Annotated in this window: 14 protein-coding genes and 2 pseudogenes; 5 read left to right on the top strand and 11 right to left on the bottom strand. The window is 72.0% G+C overall.

Features of this window, described 5'->3' with window-relative positions; translation table 11 throughout:
- Positions 1-2: 2 nt before the first annotated feature.
- A complete protein-coding gene (locus tag QFZ26_RS08570; RefSeq protein WP_307041150.1) occupies positions 3-3,761 on the bottom strand; it encodes an SCO7613 C-terminal domain-containing membrane protein in 3,759 nt (1,252 codons plus the stop codon).
- A gap of 101 nt (positions 3,762-3,862) precedes the next feature.
- Here QFZ26_RS08570 and QFZ26_RS08565 point away from each other — a divergent pair, with 101 nt between their 5' ends.
- Positions 3,863-4,198 carry an ArsR/SmtB family transcription factor gene (locus QFZ26_RS08565; protein WP_307041148.1) on the top strand — a complete coding sequence of 112 codons (336 nt, stop codon included), beginning with the start codon at positions 3,863-3,865 and terminating at the stop codon, positions 4,196-4,198.
- Positions 4,195-4,665: an SRPBCC family protein gene (locus QFZ26_RS08560; RefSeq protein WP_307041145.1), complete on the top strand. Its 471-nt coding sequence runs from the start codon at positions 4,195-4,197 to the stop codon at positions 4,663-4,665. The genes QFZ26_RS08565 and QFZ26_RS08560 overlap by 4 nt, the downstream gene beginning before the upstream one ends.
- Before the next feature lie 90 nt (positions 4,666-4,755).
- Here QFZ26_RS08560 and QFZ26_RS08555 read toward each other — a convergent pair whose 3' ends face one another.
- Positions 4,756-5,736, bottom strand: a complete 981-nt coding sequence (locus QFZ26_RS08555) for an acetylxylan esterase (protein WP_307041143.1) — start codon at positions 5,734-5,736, stop codon at positions 4,756-4,758.
- A 73-nt stretch (positions 5,737-5,809) separates the two neighbouring features.
- Positions 5,810-6,916: a phospholipase D-like domain-containing protein gene (locus QFZ26_RS08550; RefSeq protein ID WP_307041142.1), complete on the bottom strand. Its 1,107-nt coding sequence runs from the start codon at positions 6,914-6,916 to the stop codon at positions 5,810-5,812.
- 112 nt (positions 6,917-7,028) lie between these two features.
- On the opposite strand from QFZ26_RS08550, the gene QFZ26_RS08545 reads away from it, so the two are divergent.
- Both QFZ26_RS08545 and QFZ26_RS08540 read left to right on the top strand, forming a co-directional pair.
- Complete coding sequence (locus QFZ26_RS08545; protein ID WP_307041140.1) at positions 7,029-7,898, top strand: carbohydrate kinase family protein; 870 nt, start codon at positions 7,029-7,031, stop codon at positions 7,896-7,898.
- Between the two features lie 82 nt (positions 7,899-7,980).
- Positions 7,981-8,325, top strand: a complete 345-nt coding sequence (locus QFZ26_RS08540; protein WP_307041139.1) for a cupin domain-containing protein — start codon at positions 7,981-7,983, stop codon at positions 8,323-8,325.
- Between the two features lie 25 nt (positions 8,326-8,350).
- On the opposite strand, the gene QFZ26_RS08535 is transcribed toward QFZ26_RS08540, so the two are convergent.
- The 4 genes and pseudogenes from QFZ26_RS08535 to QFZ26_RS08520 all read right to left on the bottom strand — a co-directional run.
- The gene (locus QFZ26_RS08535) at positions 8,351-9,016 is read right to left on the bottom strand and encodes an NADPH-dependent F420 reductase (protein WP_307041137.1); all 666 of its coding nucleotides are present in this window, start codon (positions 9,014-9,016) and stop codon (positions 8,351-8,353) included.
- Positions 9,017-9,191: 175 nt separating this feature from the next.
- Positions 9,192-10,043 carry an FAD-binding oxidoreductase gene (locus tag QFZ26_RS08530; RefSeq protein ID WP_307045003.1) on the bottom strand — a complete coding sequence of 284 codons (852 nt, stop codon included), beginning with the start codon at positions 10,041-10,043 and terminating at the stop codon, positions 9,192-9,194.
- Positions 10,044-10,055: 12 nt separating this feature from the next.
- Positions 10,056-10,397, bottom strand: a pseudogene (locus QFZ26_RS08525) (FAD-binding oxidoreductase); the annotation flags it as partial.
- Between the two features lie 460 nt (positions 10,398-10,857).
- Positions 10,858-11,484: pseudogene (locus QFZ26_RS08520) on the bottom strand (LLM class flavin-dependent oxidoreductase); the annotation flags it as partial.
- Between the two features lie 83 nt (positions 11,485-11,567).
- Between QFZ26_RS08520 and QFZ26_RS08515 the strand changes: the two are divergent.
- On the top strand, positions 11,568-11,963 hold the full coding sequence (locus QFZ26_RS08515; RefSeq protein WP_307041135.1) for a winged helix-turn-helix transcriptional regulator: 396 nt from the start codon (positions 11,568-11,570) through the stop codon (positions 11,961-11,963).
- A gap of 87 nt (positions 11,964-12,050) precedes the next feature.
- Here the strand turns inward: QFZ26_RS08515 and QFZ26_RS08510 are convergent, their stop codons facing one another.
- The 4 genes from QFZ26_RS08510 to xylA form a co-directional block, all read right to left on the bottom strand.
- Complete coding sequence (locus tag QFZ26_RS08510) at positions 12,051-12,557, bottom strand: hypothetical protein (protein ID WP_307041133.1); 507 nt, start codon at positions 12,555-12,557, stop codon at positions 12,051-12,053.
- A 159-nt stretch (positions 12,558-12,716) separates the two neighbouring features.
- Positions 12,717-13,634, bottom strand: coding sequence for a DNA-3-methyladenine glycosylase family protein (locus QFZ26_RS08505; RefSeq protein WP_307041131.1), 918 nt, complete (start codon positions 13,632-13,634; stop codon positions 12,717-12,719).
- A 192-nt stretch (positions 13,635-13,826) separates the two neighbouring features.
- Complete coding sequence (locus QFZ26_RS08500; RefSeq protein WP_307041128.1) at positions 13,827-15,230, bottom strand: xylulokinase; 1,404 nt, start codon at positions 15,228-15,230, stop codon at positions 13,827-13,829.
- 4 nt (positions 15,231-15,234) lie between these two features.
- Positions 15,235-16,428, bottom strand: a complete 1,194-nt coding sequence (gene xylA / locus QFZ26_RS08495; RefSeq protein WP_307041126.1) for a xylose isomerase — start codon at positions 16,426-16,428, stop codon at positions 15,235-15,237.
- Positions 16,429-16,444: the final 16 nt, after the last annotated feature.

Raw genomic sequence — 16,444 nt, 5'->3', positions numbered from 1 at the left:
CCTCACTCGAGCTCGCGCAGTCGCGCGGCGACGCCCCTCCCCTGGTTGGTGCGCCGTTCGGAGCCGACCGCGATCGCGAGCAGCACCGCCCCGGCCGTCGAGAGCGTGATCCACCACGGCATCGCCCCGACCGCGCGGTCGACCTGCGCGGAGAAGACCACGATGTTCTCGATGGGCAGCACGGCGAGCCCGAGGATGAACGGGGCGGCGAGCTTGCGCGACGACCCGACGAGGATCGCGACGAGCGCCAGCCCGATGACCAGGATCGGCCGGTAGAGCTGGGGGTCGGTTCCCGTCGCGAGCACCGACGGCAGGAACGTGAGCACGATGCCCGGTGCGAGTAGCCGCCACGAGCCGCGGAACCCGATTGGCCACGAGTTGAGCGTCGCCCGCGTCGGCAGCGAGCCCGGGCGCAGCGCGATGATGCCGGCGGCGAGCACCGCGAGGCCGAGCGGCAACGAGAACACCTCGACGCGAAGGTCGCGCTCACTCCACCCCGCGACGCCGGTCACCCACGCGAGCGCGTAGATGAACCAGAACGGCGGCAGCACCGGCTTCGTGCTGCGCGCGCGAGCCACCATCGCGAGTGCGAGCGCGAGGAGCAGCGCCATGAGGGCCCAGAGCGTCCAGATCGCGAACCAGTCCCGGCGGATCGCGGCGATCGGGCCGACCACGAGGAAGACCAGCGCCGGGGCGTACAGCCACCGGGAGCCGAGGAGCCACCGATCGAGCGTCGAAGGCTCGGCGGCGTCCCGTGCGCCACGGCGAAGCAACGACGCCGCGACGCCAGCGAGCACGACGCTCACGAGCGTGAGGCCGAGCACGGGGAGTATCACGAGATCGGGGTCGGCGAGCGCGAGCGGGTCGCGCTCGAGGCCGTAGCGCACCGCTTGGATGGGACCGGCGGATGCCGCGACGAGGGCGCCCGCGAGCAGCGGCGCGCGGAGCATTCGGATGCCCGTGCTCGTGCCCGTGTCGCGGCCGCGCCGGGTGAGCAGCCAGCCGAGCGCGAGCAGCACCGCGGATGCCGCGAGCAGCGCCGTCGTACGCCACGCCACCACGTCGCCCGGCCCCCAGGCGGCGAGGAGCACGAGCGACGGCACGATGGCGCACGCGAGGCCGCTCGTGAAGAGCGCCACGCCGCGGCCACCGCGCGCGACGAGGATCGCCGCCACCACGGCCGCGCCGAGCGCGGGCGGCAGGGTGTACGGCTCGACGACCTCGATCCCGAGCATCGCCCACACGCACCAGAGCGCGCCGGTCCAGGTCGCGCCTGCGAGCGGCCAGCCGTAGCGGCGACCGGCGAAGACGCTCGTCGCTGCGGCGCCGAGGCCGAGGATGACGAGCACCGCGATCGCCGTGCCGAGGCCGGCGGCGTCACGCACGAGCGCGAGCACGACCGCGATGGCGGCCGTCACGAGCGACGAGATCTCGACCCAGAGGCGCACGGATGCCGCGTCGCCGGTGCCCAGTCCCCGAGCGAGCAACGCCGCCTCGATGAGCTTCGTCGATGGCAGCACGACCGCGACGATCACGGCGATGATCGGGAGCACGACCGGCGAGCCGCTCACGTCGAGGAGCTCCGCGCCGAGGCACACGACGACCACGGCGAGCGCCGGCACGAGCAGCGCGGCGGCGGCCGAGCGCACGAGCCGGTTCAGTCCCGGCCGTCGGGTGAGCACGAGCGCGAGGGCGAGCAGGAAGATGACGCCGGTCGAGAGCGCCGTCCAGCCGCTGCGCTCGCTGAGCACCGAGGCGATGCCGATCAGGAACGGCACGGCCGTCACGATGAGGATCGCGTACCAGGCACGCGCGCTCACCTGCCGAACGAGCGTCGCGGCGAGCGCGATCAGCGCCGCGAGCGTGGTCGTGAGGCAGAGCACCGCGATCGTGTCGAGGATCGTCGTGCGGTCGAGCGCCGTCGCGAACAGCACGAGGGCGTACGCGTAGGCGGCGGCCACGTAGACGGCGCGGGCGGCCGCTGGTGCCGTGGCCGCGAGCGCGAGCACCGCGGCGACGATCACGGCACCGACCGGCACGGTGATCGCGGCATCCGTCCAGCTGATGAAGGCGGTCTCGACGAGGGCGACGTGCGCGAACACGATGAAAGGGGCACGGATGCTCCCGCGCGCCCGGGTGAAGCGCGACGACGGCACGAGCACCGCGGCGCCCGCGGCCAGCGCTGCCGCGATGCCGATCCCCGTCTGCGCGAGCGGCACGATGCCGCTCCACCCGATCGCGGCGAGTGCGCCCAGTGCGCTCACCCAGAGCGCGAGTCCGAGCACACCGACGGGGAAGCCGCCTCGTGTCTCGGGCGACGACACTCGACGGGTCGCTGCGGCGAGCGCCGCGAGACCGAGCGCGGCGGCGAACAGCCCGAGCACGCCGGCGAGTTCCGCCTCGATGGGGAGGTTGAACGCGCTCTGCTCGGCGTCGAGGTTGCGTGCAGCGAGAGCGGTGACGGCGACGAACTCCATCAGGATGCCGAGGAGTGTGCCGAGCGCGATCATCACGGCGGGCAGCGTGACGCCGAGTGCGACGACGAGCGCGCCGGCCTGCACCGGCCGGGCGCGCAGCAGGCCGCGAGCGCCGACGAGTCCGGTCGCGGCGACGCCGATCGCCGCCATGAGCGGCAGGAGGGTGGCGAGCCAGGCCGGGTCGAGGGCAGGCGACGCGAGCGGAAGCACCGCGAGCGCGGTCACGCCGAGGGCGCCGGCGCTGAAGCTCCAGAACCGCGGCATCCCGTTGCGCGTCGACAGGGTGGCGAGCGCCGCGAGCACGATGAGGATCGCGACGCGCGCGAGCACTTCGCCCGAGTTCGACGACCACGCACCGGTGACCTGCAGGAACAGCAGCTGCCCGAGCACCACGACGGTCGCCAGCACCTGCAGCACGGCGAGCGTCACGCGATCGGCGCGAAGGTCGCTCTCGAAGCGGCCGGTGGCGCGGCGCACCACCTCATGCCCGGCCAACGCGACCGCGGCGACGCCGACGTGCCCCCAGATGGCACCCCACGCGTCACCCGCGTAGCCGAGGAACGCGGGAACGACCGCGAGTCCGACGAGCGAGGCCCAGAGCCAGGTGCGGATGCGCGCCGCCCATGCGACGGCCAGCATCGCGAGCGAGGCGAGGAGCGTGCCGGCCGCCGCGACGACCCAGCCGCTCACCGCGGCCGGCGCCGCCTCCGAAAGGGCCCAGACATCGAGGGCGAGGAACACCATGCCGAGCGCGCCGATCGCCTCGGCCGAGAACCGCACGCCGCGCCGGCGCAGCATCCACGCGCCACCGAGGAACAGCGCGGTCACGACCGCGATCACCGTCGTGCGCGTGCCGAAGTCGATGTCGGGGTTGAGGAACGTGAACACGATCGCGGCGATCGCGAAGAGCGCGGCACCCGCGACCGCGAGCACCGACTGCACGCTGACCTGAGAGGTGGCGTCGGATGCGGCATCCGCGTGCACCGCCGCCGTGGTGGATGCCGGCGACGAGGCGGCGGGAGCCACGCTCGTCGCCGCAGCGGAGCCCGCCTGCGCACTCGCCACGGCGACCGCCGTCGGCAGCGCCGCGATCACGCGCTCGCGCTCGAGCACTGCGTCGGCTGCCCGCTGCGAGGCGCGCCACACGAGCGCGCCGGCCGGCCCGCGCAAGTCGGCTGCGCACACGGGGCAGACCAACGCGATGCCGAGTTCGGCATCGCACCGCGGACAGATCGTCGTGGCGAGCAGATACCGCGCGGCCCGCTCGTTCCATGTGCTCACCATCCGCGAAGTCTATTCATGCGGCACTGCCGAACTGCGATGGCCGCGCGAATTCGGGCACGAGGTTATTGAACTTTTCGGTTCAGTGTCATACACTGAACCACATGGTTCAGCAACAAGCACTCGATCGGGCGTTCGCGGCCCTCTCCGATGAGACGCGTCGCGGCATCCTGACCCGGCTCGGCGACGGGCCGGCGACGATCACCGAGCTCGCGGAGCCGTCGGGCATGACGCTCACCGGCATCCGCAAGCACGTCGACGTGCTCGAGGCCGCCGGCCTCGTCACCACCGAGAAGGTCGGCCGTGTGCGGCAGGTCCAGCTCGGTACCGAGCGTTTGGACGACGCGATGGCATGGATCACCTTCTATCAACGGCTCTGGGAGCGTCGGCTCGACGGTCTCGAGGCCTACTTCACTCTCAAGAAAGGCACCGAATCATGAGCGACACCGACACGAACGAGACCATCGGACTGCGGCTGACGCGGCAGTTGCCCGCCACCCCCGAAGAGGTCTTCGACGCCTACACCGATGCCGAGAAGCAGAAGATCTGGTTCTCGATCCTCGACGAGGAGCCCGGCATCGTCGAGATCGAGGTCGATCTGCGGGTCGGCGGCAAGCAGCTCGCCGTGTGGGGGCCGAACCGCGAGACGCTCTTCCGCGAGGAGCAGACGTTCCTCGAGATCGACCGCCCGCACCGGCTCGTCAGCGAGTCGATCGGCAGCGAGCCCGACGGCAACACGATGACGACCCACGTCGTCATCACGTTCGAGGCCAACGACGGCGGCACCCTCGTCACGGTCGAGCAGACCGGCTTCCCGACGCCCGAGGTGCGCGACTTCTTCGAGACGATGGCCTGGGTGGGCGGCTTCGACCGCCTCGAGGCCTACCTGGTGCGCGAGGCGCGCTGAGCCGCCTCGGTTCCGCAGGATGAGCGCCGCGATGACCTCCCAGAGGGGCCGAGCGGTCGCTCATCCTGCGGAAGCGCGTGCGCTCAGCGCTCAGGCGGCCTGCGGCACGAGCCGCTCGGCTAGCCACGCCGCCTGCTGCGGCCAGTGCACGCCGGCGCCCCCCTCGTGCTCGTTGAACGCGTATTCGACGATGTCAGCGGATGCGCCCCAGTGATTGCGCGCCGCGTAGACCGTCGACGGCGGGCACACCGGGTCCATCATGGCGACGGAGAAGAAGGCCGGCGCCACGGCGCGCTTCGCGAAGTTCACCCCGTCGAAGTACGACAGCGTCTCGAACACGCGCTCCGCGGCATCCCGGTGCACCGACAGGTAGCGCACGATCTCGAAGTACGGGTCGCGATCGGTCATGCCGACCGCTCGCTCGAAGTTGCAGAGGAACGGCACGTCGGGCATCACCCCGACGAGCCCCTTGGAGAGCCCGGCCGCGGCGATCGCGATGCCGCCGCCCTGGCTGCCGCCGCACACCGCGACCCGGTCGGCGTCGACCCGGTCGAGCGAGCGCAGGGCGTCGATCGCGAGCGCCGCGTCGGTGAAGACCCGGCGGTAGTAGTAGCCGTCGTGGTGCTCGATGCCGCGCGTCATGAAGCCCGGGAACGACGGGCCGGTGCCGTGGGGGTCGGGCGTGCCGCCGCCCGTGCCCCAGGCGCTGCCCTGGCCGCGCGTGTCCATGAGGAAGTACGCGTAGCCGGATGACACCCACGGGAGCCGCTCGTGCGGGAGGCCCCGCCCGCCGCCGTACCCGATGAACTCCACGATCGTCGGCAACGGCCCGTCGGTGCCGACCGGCACCATGAACCAGCCCCGCACGGGGTCGCCGGCGAACCCGCTGAACTCGACATCGTAGACCTCGACCGAGGTCAGCGGCGACTCGACCCGGGTCAGCCGCGGGGCTGCGGCGAGCGCGCGGGACTCGGCGAGGGTCGAGCGCCAGAACGCGTCGAAGTCGGCCGGCTCGGCCACCTCCGGTCGATACTCGCGGACTTCGGCGGCGGGGGCATCGAAACGGGGCACGGCGCGACTTTCTGCTCGGCGGGGGCGTGCGGGCGCACAGGCGCTCAGCGTACTCCGACGGGCGGCGCAGCGGTCAAGCCGGCACGGGCGACGCGAGGTCGGCGATGATGCGGTCGATCTCGGTGAGGGCGTAGGCGGCGAGCGCCCGCTGCGCGACATCCGCCGGGCTGCCGGCCGGTTCCTCGAGGTCGCCGATGACGATGATGTTCTCGTCGTTGAGGGTGTTCGCGGGTGCGGTGTAGTTGAAGCTGCCGACGATGAGCAGTCGCTCGTCGACCACCATGAGCTTGTGGTGGAGCTTGCGCACCCCGGTGTTGCGCTTGTTGGCGAAGAGCTCGACGTCGCCGTTGCCGAGGTCGGTGGTGGCGGCCCACTTCGCGGCGCCCTGGTCGCGGTCGAGCACGCCGCGGATGCGCTGCACGAGCGGGCGCAGGCGGATCATCGTGTCGTCGATGCCGGATGACTGGGCGAACGTGAACATCGCGAAGTCGATCGACTCCTTCGCCTTCAGCATCTGCTTCATGATCTCCATCTCGGGGCCATGGCGCGGAGCGAACAGCGGCTTCACGCGCACCTCTGGCAGGCCGAACTCCTTCGGCTTCGGCTCGACGCGCTCGTGCAGGTCGCCGAAGGTGCCCGAGCGCATGCGCTCGAACTCACGCAGGTACTCGGTGGCGGCGCGCTGGCCGTGCAGCACGACGACGTGGTTGAGGTTCTGGCCCGCGCCGATGCCCGTGGTCGCGTTGGTGCCGGTGTCGGTGAGCGTGAAGTTGGTCGACCCGGTGAGCACTGCGGCGCCCGGCTTGCCCGAGTCGCGCACGATGAACTTCTGGTGGAAGATCTTGGGATTCAGGTCGGCGATGACGTCGACCCTCGCCTTCAGCAGCGCGCCCTGGATGATGCGGTTCTCCTCGTGTGCGCCGAGGCTCGTCCACGGGTCGACGAGCGCCTTCTCCTCGGTGAGGTAGTCGCCCTCAAGGATGACGCGCACCCGCACACCGCGCAGCTTCGCCGCGAGTATCGACTTCGCGATCGCCCGGGAGTCGATCTCCTGCACCGCGATCGCGAGGCTGTGCTCGGCCTCGTCGATGAAGTCGCGGATCGCCTGGTCGAGGTCGTCGGGCCCGCCGACCGAGGTGGGCCCCATGTACAGGTCGACGCCGCCGATGGTCACCGACATGGCGCACCCCTTTCCTGAGTTTTCCTCACCCTCAGTCTCCTCGGTGATGGATGCCTCGGCATCAGTGCCCACCCGGAACGGTCGTCGCCGGTCGCCGCTACGCTGGCGAACCATGACCTCGCACATCGTCATCTCCGGCCCGGCGACCTGGAACCGCATCATCTACCTCGACCGGCTCCCCGAGCCGGTGCCGCATATGCAGTTCGCGCTCGACGACTACGACACGATCGGCGGCACCTCCGCGGGCAAGGCACTCGGGCTCGCCGGCCTGGGGCGACCGGTGCTGCTGCACACGCTGCTCGGCGACGACGCCGACGGCCGTCTCGTGCGGCGCGCGCTCGAGGCATCCGGAATCGACCTCTCCGAGTCGCCCACCGACCGCACCGAGCGCCACCTGAACCTCATGACGCGGGCCGGCGAGCGCGTCTCGCTGTACCTCTCGACCGCCGCCGACCCGGGCACGCCGCCGTCACCCGAGCTGTCGCAGGCGATGGCGGATGCCCCGGCGATCGTGCTCGACCTGTCGGAGCGTTCGCGCGGGCTCATCCCCGCGGCGCGCGCCGTCGGGCGGCCCATCTGGACCGACATCCACGACTACGACGGGAGCGCCGAGTTCCACCGCCCGTTCATCGAGGCGGCCGACTGGATCTTCATGAACGCCGACCGCATCGGCGCCGACCCGTGGCCCTTCATGGAGGAGTGCGTGCACGGCGGGGCATCCGTCGTCGTCTGCACTCTCGGCGAGCGCGGCGCGATCGCGATCGATGAGCGGATGCTGCGCGTCGAGGTCGCCGCCGAGCCCGTCGAGGTGCTCGACACGAACGGCGCGGGCGACGCGTTCATGGCGGGCGTGCTCGACGCGCACCTCGGCGGCGCGGCGCTGCCCGACGCGCTCGCGGCCGGAGCCCGCCACGCCGCGACCGTGCTCACGACTCGCCACCTGCACCCGGTGCTCGACGGCGTGCTCGACGCCGGGGTCTGAGCCGAACGCCGAGCCGCCCCGTGGACACATCGCGTGTCGCGCGGTACCGTTGCCGCGTTCGCGACGAGGAGGATGCTTCGACATGGTCTTGATGCATGAACGCGCCGGGGTGGTCGGCGACGACGTCGACTGGAACGAGAACATCGAGGGCGTCGAGATCGGCTCCGACGTCTCGATCATCCTCGAGTACGAATCGCGCACGGGCGCGGGGCCGCGACTGCACCGGCATCCGTACTCCGAGACCTTCGTCGTGCGCCACGGTCGCGCGATCTTCACGGTCGCCGACGAGCGACTCGAGGCGGTCGGCGGCCAGATCCTCGTGGTGCCGGCACTGACGCCGCACAAGTTCGAGGTCGTCGGTCCCGAGCCGTTCGTGTCGACGAACATCCACGCGAACGCGACGTTCGTGACGGAGTGGCTCGAGTAGCTGCGGCTGCGGCTGCGGCTGGCCGCTACGCGGCTGCAGCGGAGCGCTCGGCCCGCGCGAGGTTCGCCTCGAGCTCGGGTCGAGTCTGCGCCACGACGTACGCGGGCTGGTCGCGCTCGACGCGCCAGCTCTCCGACAGCGGCCCGATGTTCACCGCGTCGAAGCCCAGGTCGCCGTAGAGTGCCGAGACGAGGGCACTGGCCTCGTCGAAGTCGCTCGCCGTGGCGAGCGCGCGGCGGTTCGGCGTGCCCGCGGGCGCGCCGTCCGTGAGGATCGCCGGCGCCGCGATGTGGTTGAACCCCTTCGCGACCTTCGACTCGGGGAGGTGCGCCTGCAGGAGTCCTGAGACCGTCGCGTGGCCCGCGTCGAGCTCCGCGACGTGGCCGTCGCGCTCCCAGTAGTAGTTGTTCGTGTCGATCACGACCTTGCCGGCGAGCGGTGCGACCGGGATGTCGCGGTAGGCGCCGAAGGGCACCGACACGATGACGAACTCGCCCGCCTCGGCGGCCTCCTCCGGCGTGCCGGCCGTCGCGTTCGGGCCGAGCTCGGCCACGAGGCTCTCGAGCGTTTCGGGGCCGCGCGAGTTGCTGATCGTCACCTGGTGACCGAGCGCCACGAGCTGCCGTGCGAGCGTGCCGCCGATGTTGCCGGCGCCGATGATTCCGATGTGGGTGGGGGCGAGGTTCGTCATGCCCGATGCAACGCGTGCGCGTGCGATTTCGATACCCGGCAGACGCGGAACTCATCGCCTGTTCACCCGCGCCAGCCCTCACCTGGTCAGTAGTGCGTGCAAAGCGACCCCGATTCCGTGCGCTACTGACCAGTAGGCCGCGGGGCGAACGGAGATCAGGGCCGAAACGCGAGCGCTACGCGGGCGCGATGTTCGCGTTGTCGCGGAACAGGTTGCCGGGATCGACCTCCGCCTTGAGTGCGCGCAGCCGCTCGAGCGTCGCCGTCGGGAACGCTGCGGCGAGTTGCGCCGGTCCCTGCTCGGTGTCGAAGCTCAGGTACGCGCCGTCGGTGTGCGGGGCGATGAGCTCGTCCCAGCGGGCACTCGTGCGCAGGCGGCTCGCGCCGAACGCCACCACCGAGAACTCCGCGTCGCGGTGGGCGAAGGCCGTGGCATCCGCCCGCACGTCGTGCACCGCCCCGCCGATGGCGCGCAGCTGGAAGAAGTAGGTCGCGCCGCTCTCGAGGAAGCGCACGGCGTCGCGGGCGAACTCGGGCGTGATGCGACCGATGAGTCCTGACCGCGACGTCGGCTCGCCATCGCCCGCGTGGGTCGCGTCATCCGAGTTCGCCATGACCGCCCGGTAGCTCATGAGGCGCACGTCCTGCGCGACGAGCGGCGCCGCCTCGGCGAGCGGCTGCAGTCGTGCGAGTACCGTCTCGGGGTCATCCGAGTCGATGACCGCCATCACCTGCGCGACCGGCGGCTCACCCGGCCGCGAGCCGCCGAGGATCAGGAAGCTCGTGAGGTCCCGCGGCGCATCGACCACCCAGTCGCCCCAGGCCTGCAGGAACCCGGCGGTGTCGCTCGCGTCGAAGGCGAGCTGCGCGAATCCGACGTCACCGACCTCGTCGACCTCGAACTCGAACGCCGTCACGATGCCGACGTTGGCGCCGGCGCCGCGGACGGCCCAGAAGAGCTCCGGATGCTCCGTGGCATCCGCTCGCACGATGCTGCCGTCGGCCAGCACGAGCTCGACGGCGCGCACATGGTCGATCGTCAGGCCGTGCTCGCGCACGAGCCAGCCGACACCACCCGCCGTCGCGAGGCCGCCGACCCCGACGCCGCCGTAGTCGCCCGACGAGAGCGCCCAGCCGTGCGGCGCGAGGAACGCGGCGACGTCCTTCCAGCGCGCGCCGGCCTCGATGCGCACGAGCCGGCGGTGCTCGTCGAGCACGCGCATCGCGTTCAGCCGCGACAAGTCGATCACGAGGCCGCCGTCGTTCGTCGAGCGGCCGCTGATGCCGTGGCCGCCGCTGCGCACGCCGAGTGGCAAGCCGGGGTGCGCACGGGCGAACGCGACCGCCTCGGCGACCTCGGCCGGGTCTCCCGGCCGCAGCACGAGCCCAGGGGCAACCGCCCCGCAGGTAGGTCGACTTCACGCGCGCGTAGCCGGCGTCGCCCGGCTCGATCGCGTCCGTGGCGAGTGCGGCGGGCACCCCGTCGTAGTCGATGCCGTCGCGGCGCTTCGCCCGCACCGCGGTGTTGCGAACGGGCGCCGCGTAGGTCAGTACGGCGGATGCCGCGGCATCCGTGCCCCTGAGCTCGCCGGCGACCGCCTCACGAAGGGCCGGCGCGACCTCCTCGGCGAAGTGCTGGATCGTGCCTGGGTCGTCGCTCGCGAGGATGAACGTGCCGACGCCGTCGTCGAGCACGTACGGCAGTAGCTGCTCGACCCACTGCGCGGCGGGGCCGTCGAGGAATCCGCCGCCTCCGCCTCCCGCCGAGAACCGCCCGCCGATGTTCACGATGCGCCGGATCTCGCGCGGGTCGCGACCGGCGGCAACGGCGGCCTCATCGATCGTCGCGTTCGACTCGGCGAACTGGCCCGGCTTCATGTATCCGAGCGACGGCAGCCACCCGTCGGCCTTGCGGCCCGTGAGCCGAAGCATGCGAGGCTTGTAGGCCCCCAGCCAGATGGGGATGTTGTGCGCCGGCGCCGGCCCGCGCTTCGCGCCGCTGACCCGGTAGTACTCGCCGTCGACCTCGAACCGCGCCCGCTCCCCCTGGTTCCAGATGCCGCGAATGATGTCGATGGCCTCTGAGAGCGCGTCGACCGCCTGGCCCGGAGTGAGGCGCCGCCCGCCCATCGCGTCGATCGCGTCCCAGAAGCCGCCGGCTCCGAGTCCGAGCTCGAACCGGCCGCCCGAGAGCAGGTCGAGGCTCGCGGCCGCACGTGCGAGCACGGCCGGCGGCCGCAGCGGCAGGTTCGCGACGTTCGCCGAGAGGTGGATGCGCTCGGTGCGCGCCGCGACCCACGTGAGCAGCGTCTGCGTGTCGTGGAACGCCGGCTGGTACGGGTGGTCCTGGAACGTCACGAGGTCGTAGCCGGATGCCTCGGAGAGTTCGGCCAGGCGCACGGCCGCCTGCGGCGGGTCGTTCCTCGGCGTGATGAAGGTGCCGAACTGCAGCTCGTGGCCGTAGTACATCCTGCTCCGATCGCTCGTTGGGGGTTGCCTCCATCGTGACGCACGGATGCCGCGAACGCCGGTGTCGGGTAAGCTACTTACTCATGGTGAGTGAATACCAGCCCGACGACCTCGAGCGGCACCGCGCCCGGCTGCTCGAGCTCGGGCACATCGATGAGGCCGCGTGCCGTCGGTTCCAGTCGACCGTCGAGTTCGCGGGGCGCAAGTGGAATGCGGCGATCCTGCTGGCCGGGGTGCGCGGTGCCCGGCGCTTCTCGGAGTACCGGGCCGCCGTGACGGGCATCTCCGACCGCCTGCTCGCCGCACGACTCAAGGAGCTCGAAGACGAGGGCGTGATCGAGCGGCACGTGCGCGCCACGACGCCCGTGACGATCACCTACACGCCGAGCACCGAGGGACTCCAGCTCATCGAACTGCTGCAGCCGCTCGTCGAGTGGGGCCATGCGCACGATGCGGGGCGCGGGCGCCGCGCGGTCTGACGCAGCGGTTCGGCGCTCGCCCCGACGACAACGGCCGCGGTGCGCACCGATATGGCGAGCACCGCGGCCGCGGTCAGCGCGGGGCTGTTACTTCGAGGGGGCCGACTTCTCGTCGGGCTCGCCGTCGACGGCCGGGGCCGCGACGGGCTCGCTTGCGGGGGCTTCGGCAACGGGCGCCTCAGTCACGACCGGCGCGGCGGACGCGGCCGGCACGGCGGCCGTGGCATCCGCTCGCGCGGGCACCTCGACCGACTCGTCGGCGAAGTCATCGCCGTACTCGTCGGTGTCGACGAAGTGGTACGCGGCCGGCACGGCGGCGTTGCGGTGGGCGGCGGCGCTGATGACGGCCTGCGTCGCGAGCGACAGGAGGAGGCCGAGCGCGCCGACGCCGATGAGGAGCCCGCCGAGCGTCGTGCCGCCCTGAGCCGAGAGGTAGGCCGCGTAGTCGTCGGACTGGCCGGTGTAGAGCTCGACCTGGCGCCCGTTGGAGGACAGCAGGAGCCAGATGCCGACGGCGAGGACCACGGCCGTGACGACCCAGAGCCCGATGAGGGCCAGGTTGATGGCGGGGCGTGCGGGAGAGGACTGCGACATGGGTTCCTTCGGGGTTCGGGGCGGCCGTCTGCCGCGTCTCGGCGACGCTACCGACCAATCTCATGGATTCGCTGTGCGATCGCAATGGATCGGGCCACAGTATCCCACTCGCGTCACGGCGCGCAGCCGACGTTACGGAATGGCGTGAGCGGACCCCGCTCAGATCGCGCGATGGTCGACGAACGACATGCGAGGACCACGGCGTGGTCGACCCTTGGCACCGGCTGCCTCGAGCAGCCGCACGACCCGGTACCGGTGCCCCGCCCAGGGTGCGAGGGTCTCGAGCATCTCGTCGTCGGTCATGTCTCGACCGGCGAGGGCATGGCCGACGTAATTCGAGAGGTGGTAGTCGCCGACCGAGAGGGCGTCGGCGTCGCCGAGCGCGCGCTGCGCCACCTCGGCCGCCGTCCAGGCGCCGACGCCGGGCATGAGGGTGAGGCGAGCCGCGGCATCCGTCGGGCTCATGCCGACCGCTTCTTCGAGGCGCGGCGCGAAGCGGGCCGCGTTCACGATGGTGCGCGCCCGCCGCGGATCGACCCCTGACTTGTGCCACTCCCACGTGGGGATCGACGCCCAGCCGTCGGGCGACGGCACCACGTGCATCGGCACGGGTGTCGGCCCCGGTGCCGGGGCGCCGAACCCGCGCACGAGGTGCCGCCACGACGCGTGCGCCTGCAGCGAGATGACCTTCTGCTCGAGAATCGCGGGCACGAGCGCCTCGAACACGCGCGCCGTGCGCGGGATGCGCAGGCCGGGATTGCGGCGGTGGGCCTCGTCGAGCAGCTGCAGGCCGGGCTCGAATCGCGATGCGTCATCGAGCTCGCCCGCCGTCTCGGGCGCCTGCGCGACAGCGGTTGCCGCGCCCGGGCCCCACCCGCTGCAGCGCAGCTCGTCGGCCGAGCGATGCTCGAACCGCAGGGTGGCCGCGCCCTCGACGGTGAGCGTCGTGCGCCAGATCGCGCCGGCGGCGTCGACGTGGAACGTCGGGTCGCCCGGTCCGCGCCGCAGCATCGAGAGCGTCTGTCGAAGATCGGTCGGATGCCGCGGGCGCCAGCTGAGTGCCTGGTCCGCGATCACCTTCCCAGTGTGCACCACGCCCCTGAGATCGCGGCGGTTCGCCGGCGCTCGTCGTGCGCCGGCCGCGGTCCTGCCGCCACCGCCCCCGTCAGCAATTCAGGACCGCGCCGGCGTGTCGCCGAGTTCGCCCGCTGCTGTGGACCGCGACACACCTCCGCACCTGATTGCGAACACCGCGGAAACCGCGGTGTCTCAGGCGGAGGCACCCCGCGCGCGCTCGGCGTATTGTCGGCGGATCTCCGGGCGGGTGTCGACGTCCAGCGGCGCCCCGGCGTCGACGGGCCACGTCGGCCGCTCGCCGCTGAGTACCCACGCGGCCTGGCGCGCGGCGCCGTCGGCGACGTACTCGCCGGGCGCGGGCACGGTGACGGGCACGTCGAACACCTGCGCCGCGACGGCCTGCACCGCCGGATTCAGCGCCGCCCCGCCGATGAGCAGCAGGCGCCGCGCCGCGACGCCCTGGCCGCGCACGGCATCGAGCCCGTCGGCGAGGCCGCACAGCATCCCCTCGATTGCCGCGCGGGCGATCGAGGGTCGCGTGGTGTTCGCGAGCGTGAGTCCGGTGAACGAGGCGGTCGCGTCGGGCAGGTTCGGGGTGCGCTCGCCCTCGAAGTACGGCACGAGCACGGCACCGGATGCCCCGGGCTCGGCCTCGAGCGCGAGCCGGCCGAGCTCGGCGTGGTCGACGCCGAGCAGGCCCGCGGTCGCGTCGAGCACGCGTGCGGCGTTGAGCGTCGCGATGAGCGGGAGGTAGCGGCCCGTGGCATCGGCGAAGCCCGCGACCGTGCCTGAGGCATCGGCGGTGGGGGCATCCGTCACGGCGAAGACCGTGCCGCTCGTGCCGATCGAGACGACGACGTCGCCGGATGCCGCATCGAGGCCGAGCGCCGCCCCCGCATTGTCGCCCGCACCGGGGCCCACGACGATGCCGTCGGGCGTGCGACCCGCCGCCTCGCCGGGCTCGAGCACCCGCGGCAGCACCGCATCGTGGCCGAGCGCGCGCACGAGGAGCTCGCGGTCGTAGCCCCTCGCGCCCCAGTACGCCGTGCCGCTCGCGTCGGAGCGGTCGGTCGTGAGCTCGTCGAGCGCGGGGCCGAGCAGCGACTCGCCCGCCGGGCCGTACCCGCGCAGCCGCCACGTGAGCCAGTCGTGCGGCAGGGCGACCGCCGCGACGCGCGTGGCGGCATCCGGCTCGACATCGCGCAGCCACCGAAGCTTGGTCGCCGTGAACGACGCGACCGGCACCACGCCAGTGCGCCGCGCGTACTCGGCCGCGCCCACCTCGTCGATCAGGTCGCGCGCCGCCTGCGCCGAACGCGTGTCGTTCCAGAGCAGGGCATCGCGGATGACCCGACCCTCGGCGTCGAGCACGACCATGCCGTGCTGCTGACCGGCGACCGAGATCGCCGCCACCCCGTCGAGCCCGCCCGCGTCGGCGAGCGCCGAGAGCAGCGCTCCCCACCAGGCGGCGGGGTCGACCTCGGTGCCGTCGGGGTGGGCAGCGCGGCCGGAGCGTACGAGCGCTCCGGTCGCGGCATCCCGGATCACGACCTTGCAGGACTGCGTCGACGAGTCGACGCCGGCGACGAGCGTCATGCGGCTAACTGCGAGCGCCGAGGAGGTGCCCGGTCGCGAGCTGCTGCAGGCGCACGAAGCCGAAGCCGTGGCCGCCCAGGTACGAGTCGGCGTCGAAGTCCTCGAACGCCGAGCGGTCGGCGAGCAGGTCGTCGTAGCTCTCGCCCTCGTTGAGCGTCGGCTGCCCGAGCTCGTTCACCTTCGCGGACTCGAGCGCCTCCTGCACCTCGGGGTCTGCGCGGAATGCCGCCGCCCGCTCCTTGAGGATCAGGTAGTTCGCCATGTTCGCCTTGGCCGAGTCCCACACGCCGGTCTCGTCTTCAGTGCGCGAGGGCTTGTAGTCGAAGTGGCGCGGGCCCTCGTACGTCGGGCCGCCCTGGGGGCTGCCGTTCTCGAGCAGGTCGACGAGGGCGAACGCGTTGTAGAGGTCGCCGTGGCCGAACACGAGGTCCTGGTCGTACTTGATGCCGCGCTGGCCGTTGAGGTCGATGTGGAACAGCTTGCCCTGGTAGAGCGCCTGGGCGATGCCGGCGGCGAAGTTGAGGCCCGCCATCTGCTCGTGCCCGACCTCGGGGTTGATGCCGACGAGCTCTGGGCGCTCGAGGGTCTCGATGAAGGCGAGCGCGTGCCCGAGCGTGGGCAGCAGGATGTCGCCACGGGGCTCGTTCGGCTTGGGCTCGATCGCGAAGCGCAGGTCGTAGCCCTTGTCGGTGACGTAGTCGCCGAGCAGGTTGACCGCCTCGCGGTAGCGCTCAAGGGCGCTGCGGATGTCTTTCGCCGCGTCGTACTCGGCGCCCTCTCGCCCGCCCCACATCACGAACGTCTTCGCGCCGAGCTCGGCGGCGAGGTCGATGTTGCGCAGCACCTTGCGGAGCGCGAAGCGGCGCACCTGGCGGTCGTTCGAGGTGAAGCCGCCGTCTTTGAAGACGGGGGCGCTGAAGAGGTTCGTCGTCACCATCGGCACGATGATGCCGGTGGCCTCGAGCGCGCCCTTGAGGCGGTCGATCTGGGTCTGGCGCTCGGCATCCGTCGAACCGAACGCGAACAGGTCGTCGTCGTGGAACGTGAGGCCGTAGGCGCCGAGCTCGTCGAGCTTCTCGACGACGTGCACGACATCGAGCGGATGCCTCGTGGGGCCGCCGAACGGGTCGGTGCCGTTGTAGCCAACGGTCCAGAGGCCGAAGGAGAACTTGTCGTCGCGGGTTGGCGCGCTGGCCATGGGGATCCGCCTCTCA

It is taken from the genome of Agromyces ramosus (assembly GCF_030817175.1).
Lineage (GTDB): Bacteria > Actinomycetota > Actinomycetes > Actinomycetales > Microbacteriaceae > Agromyces > Agromyces ramosus_A.
This window is presented reverse-complemented; position numbering and strand designations above follow the sequence as displayed.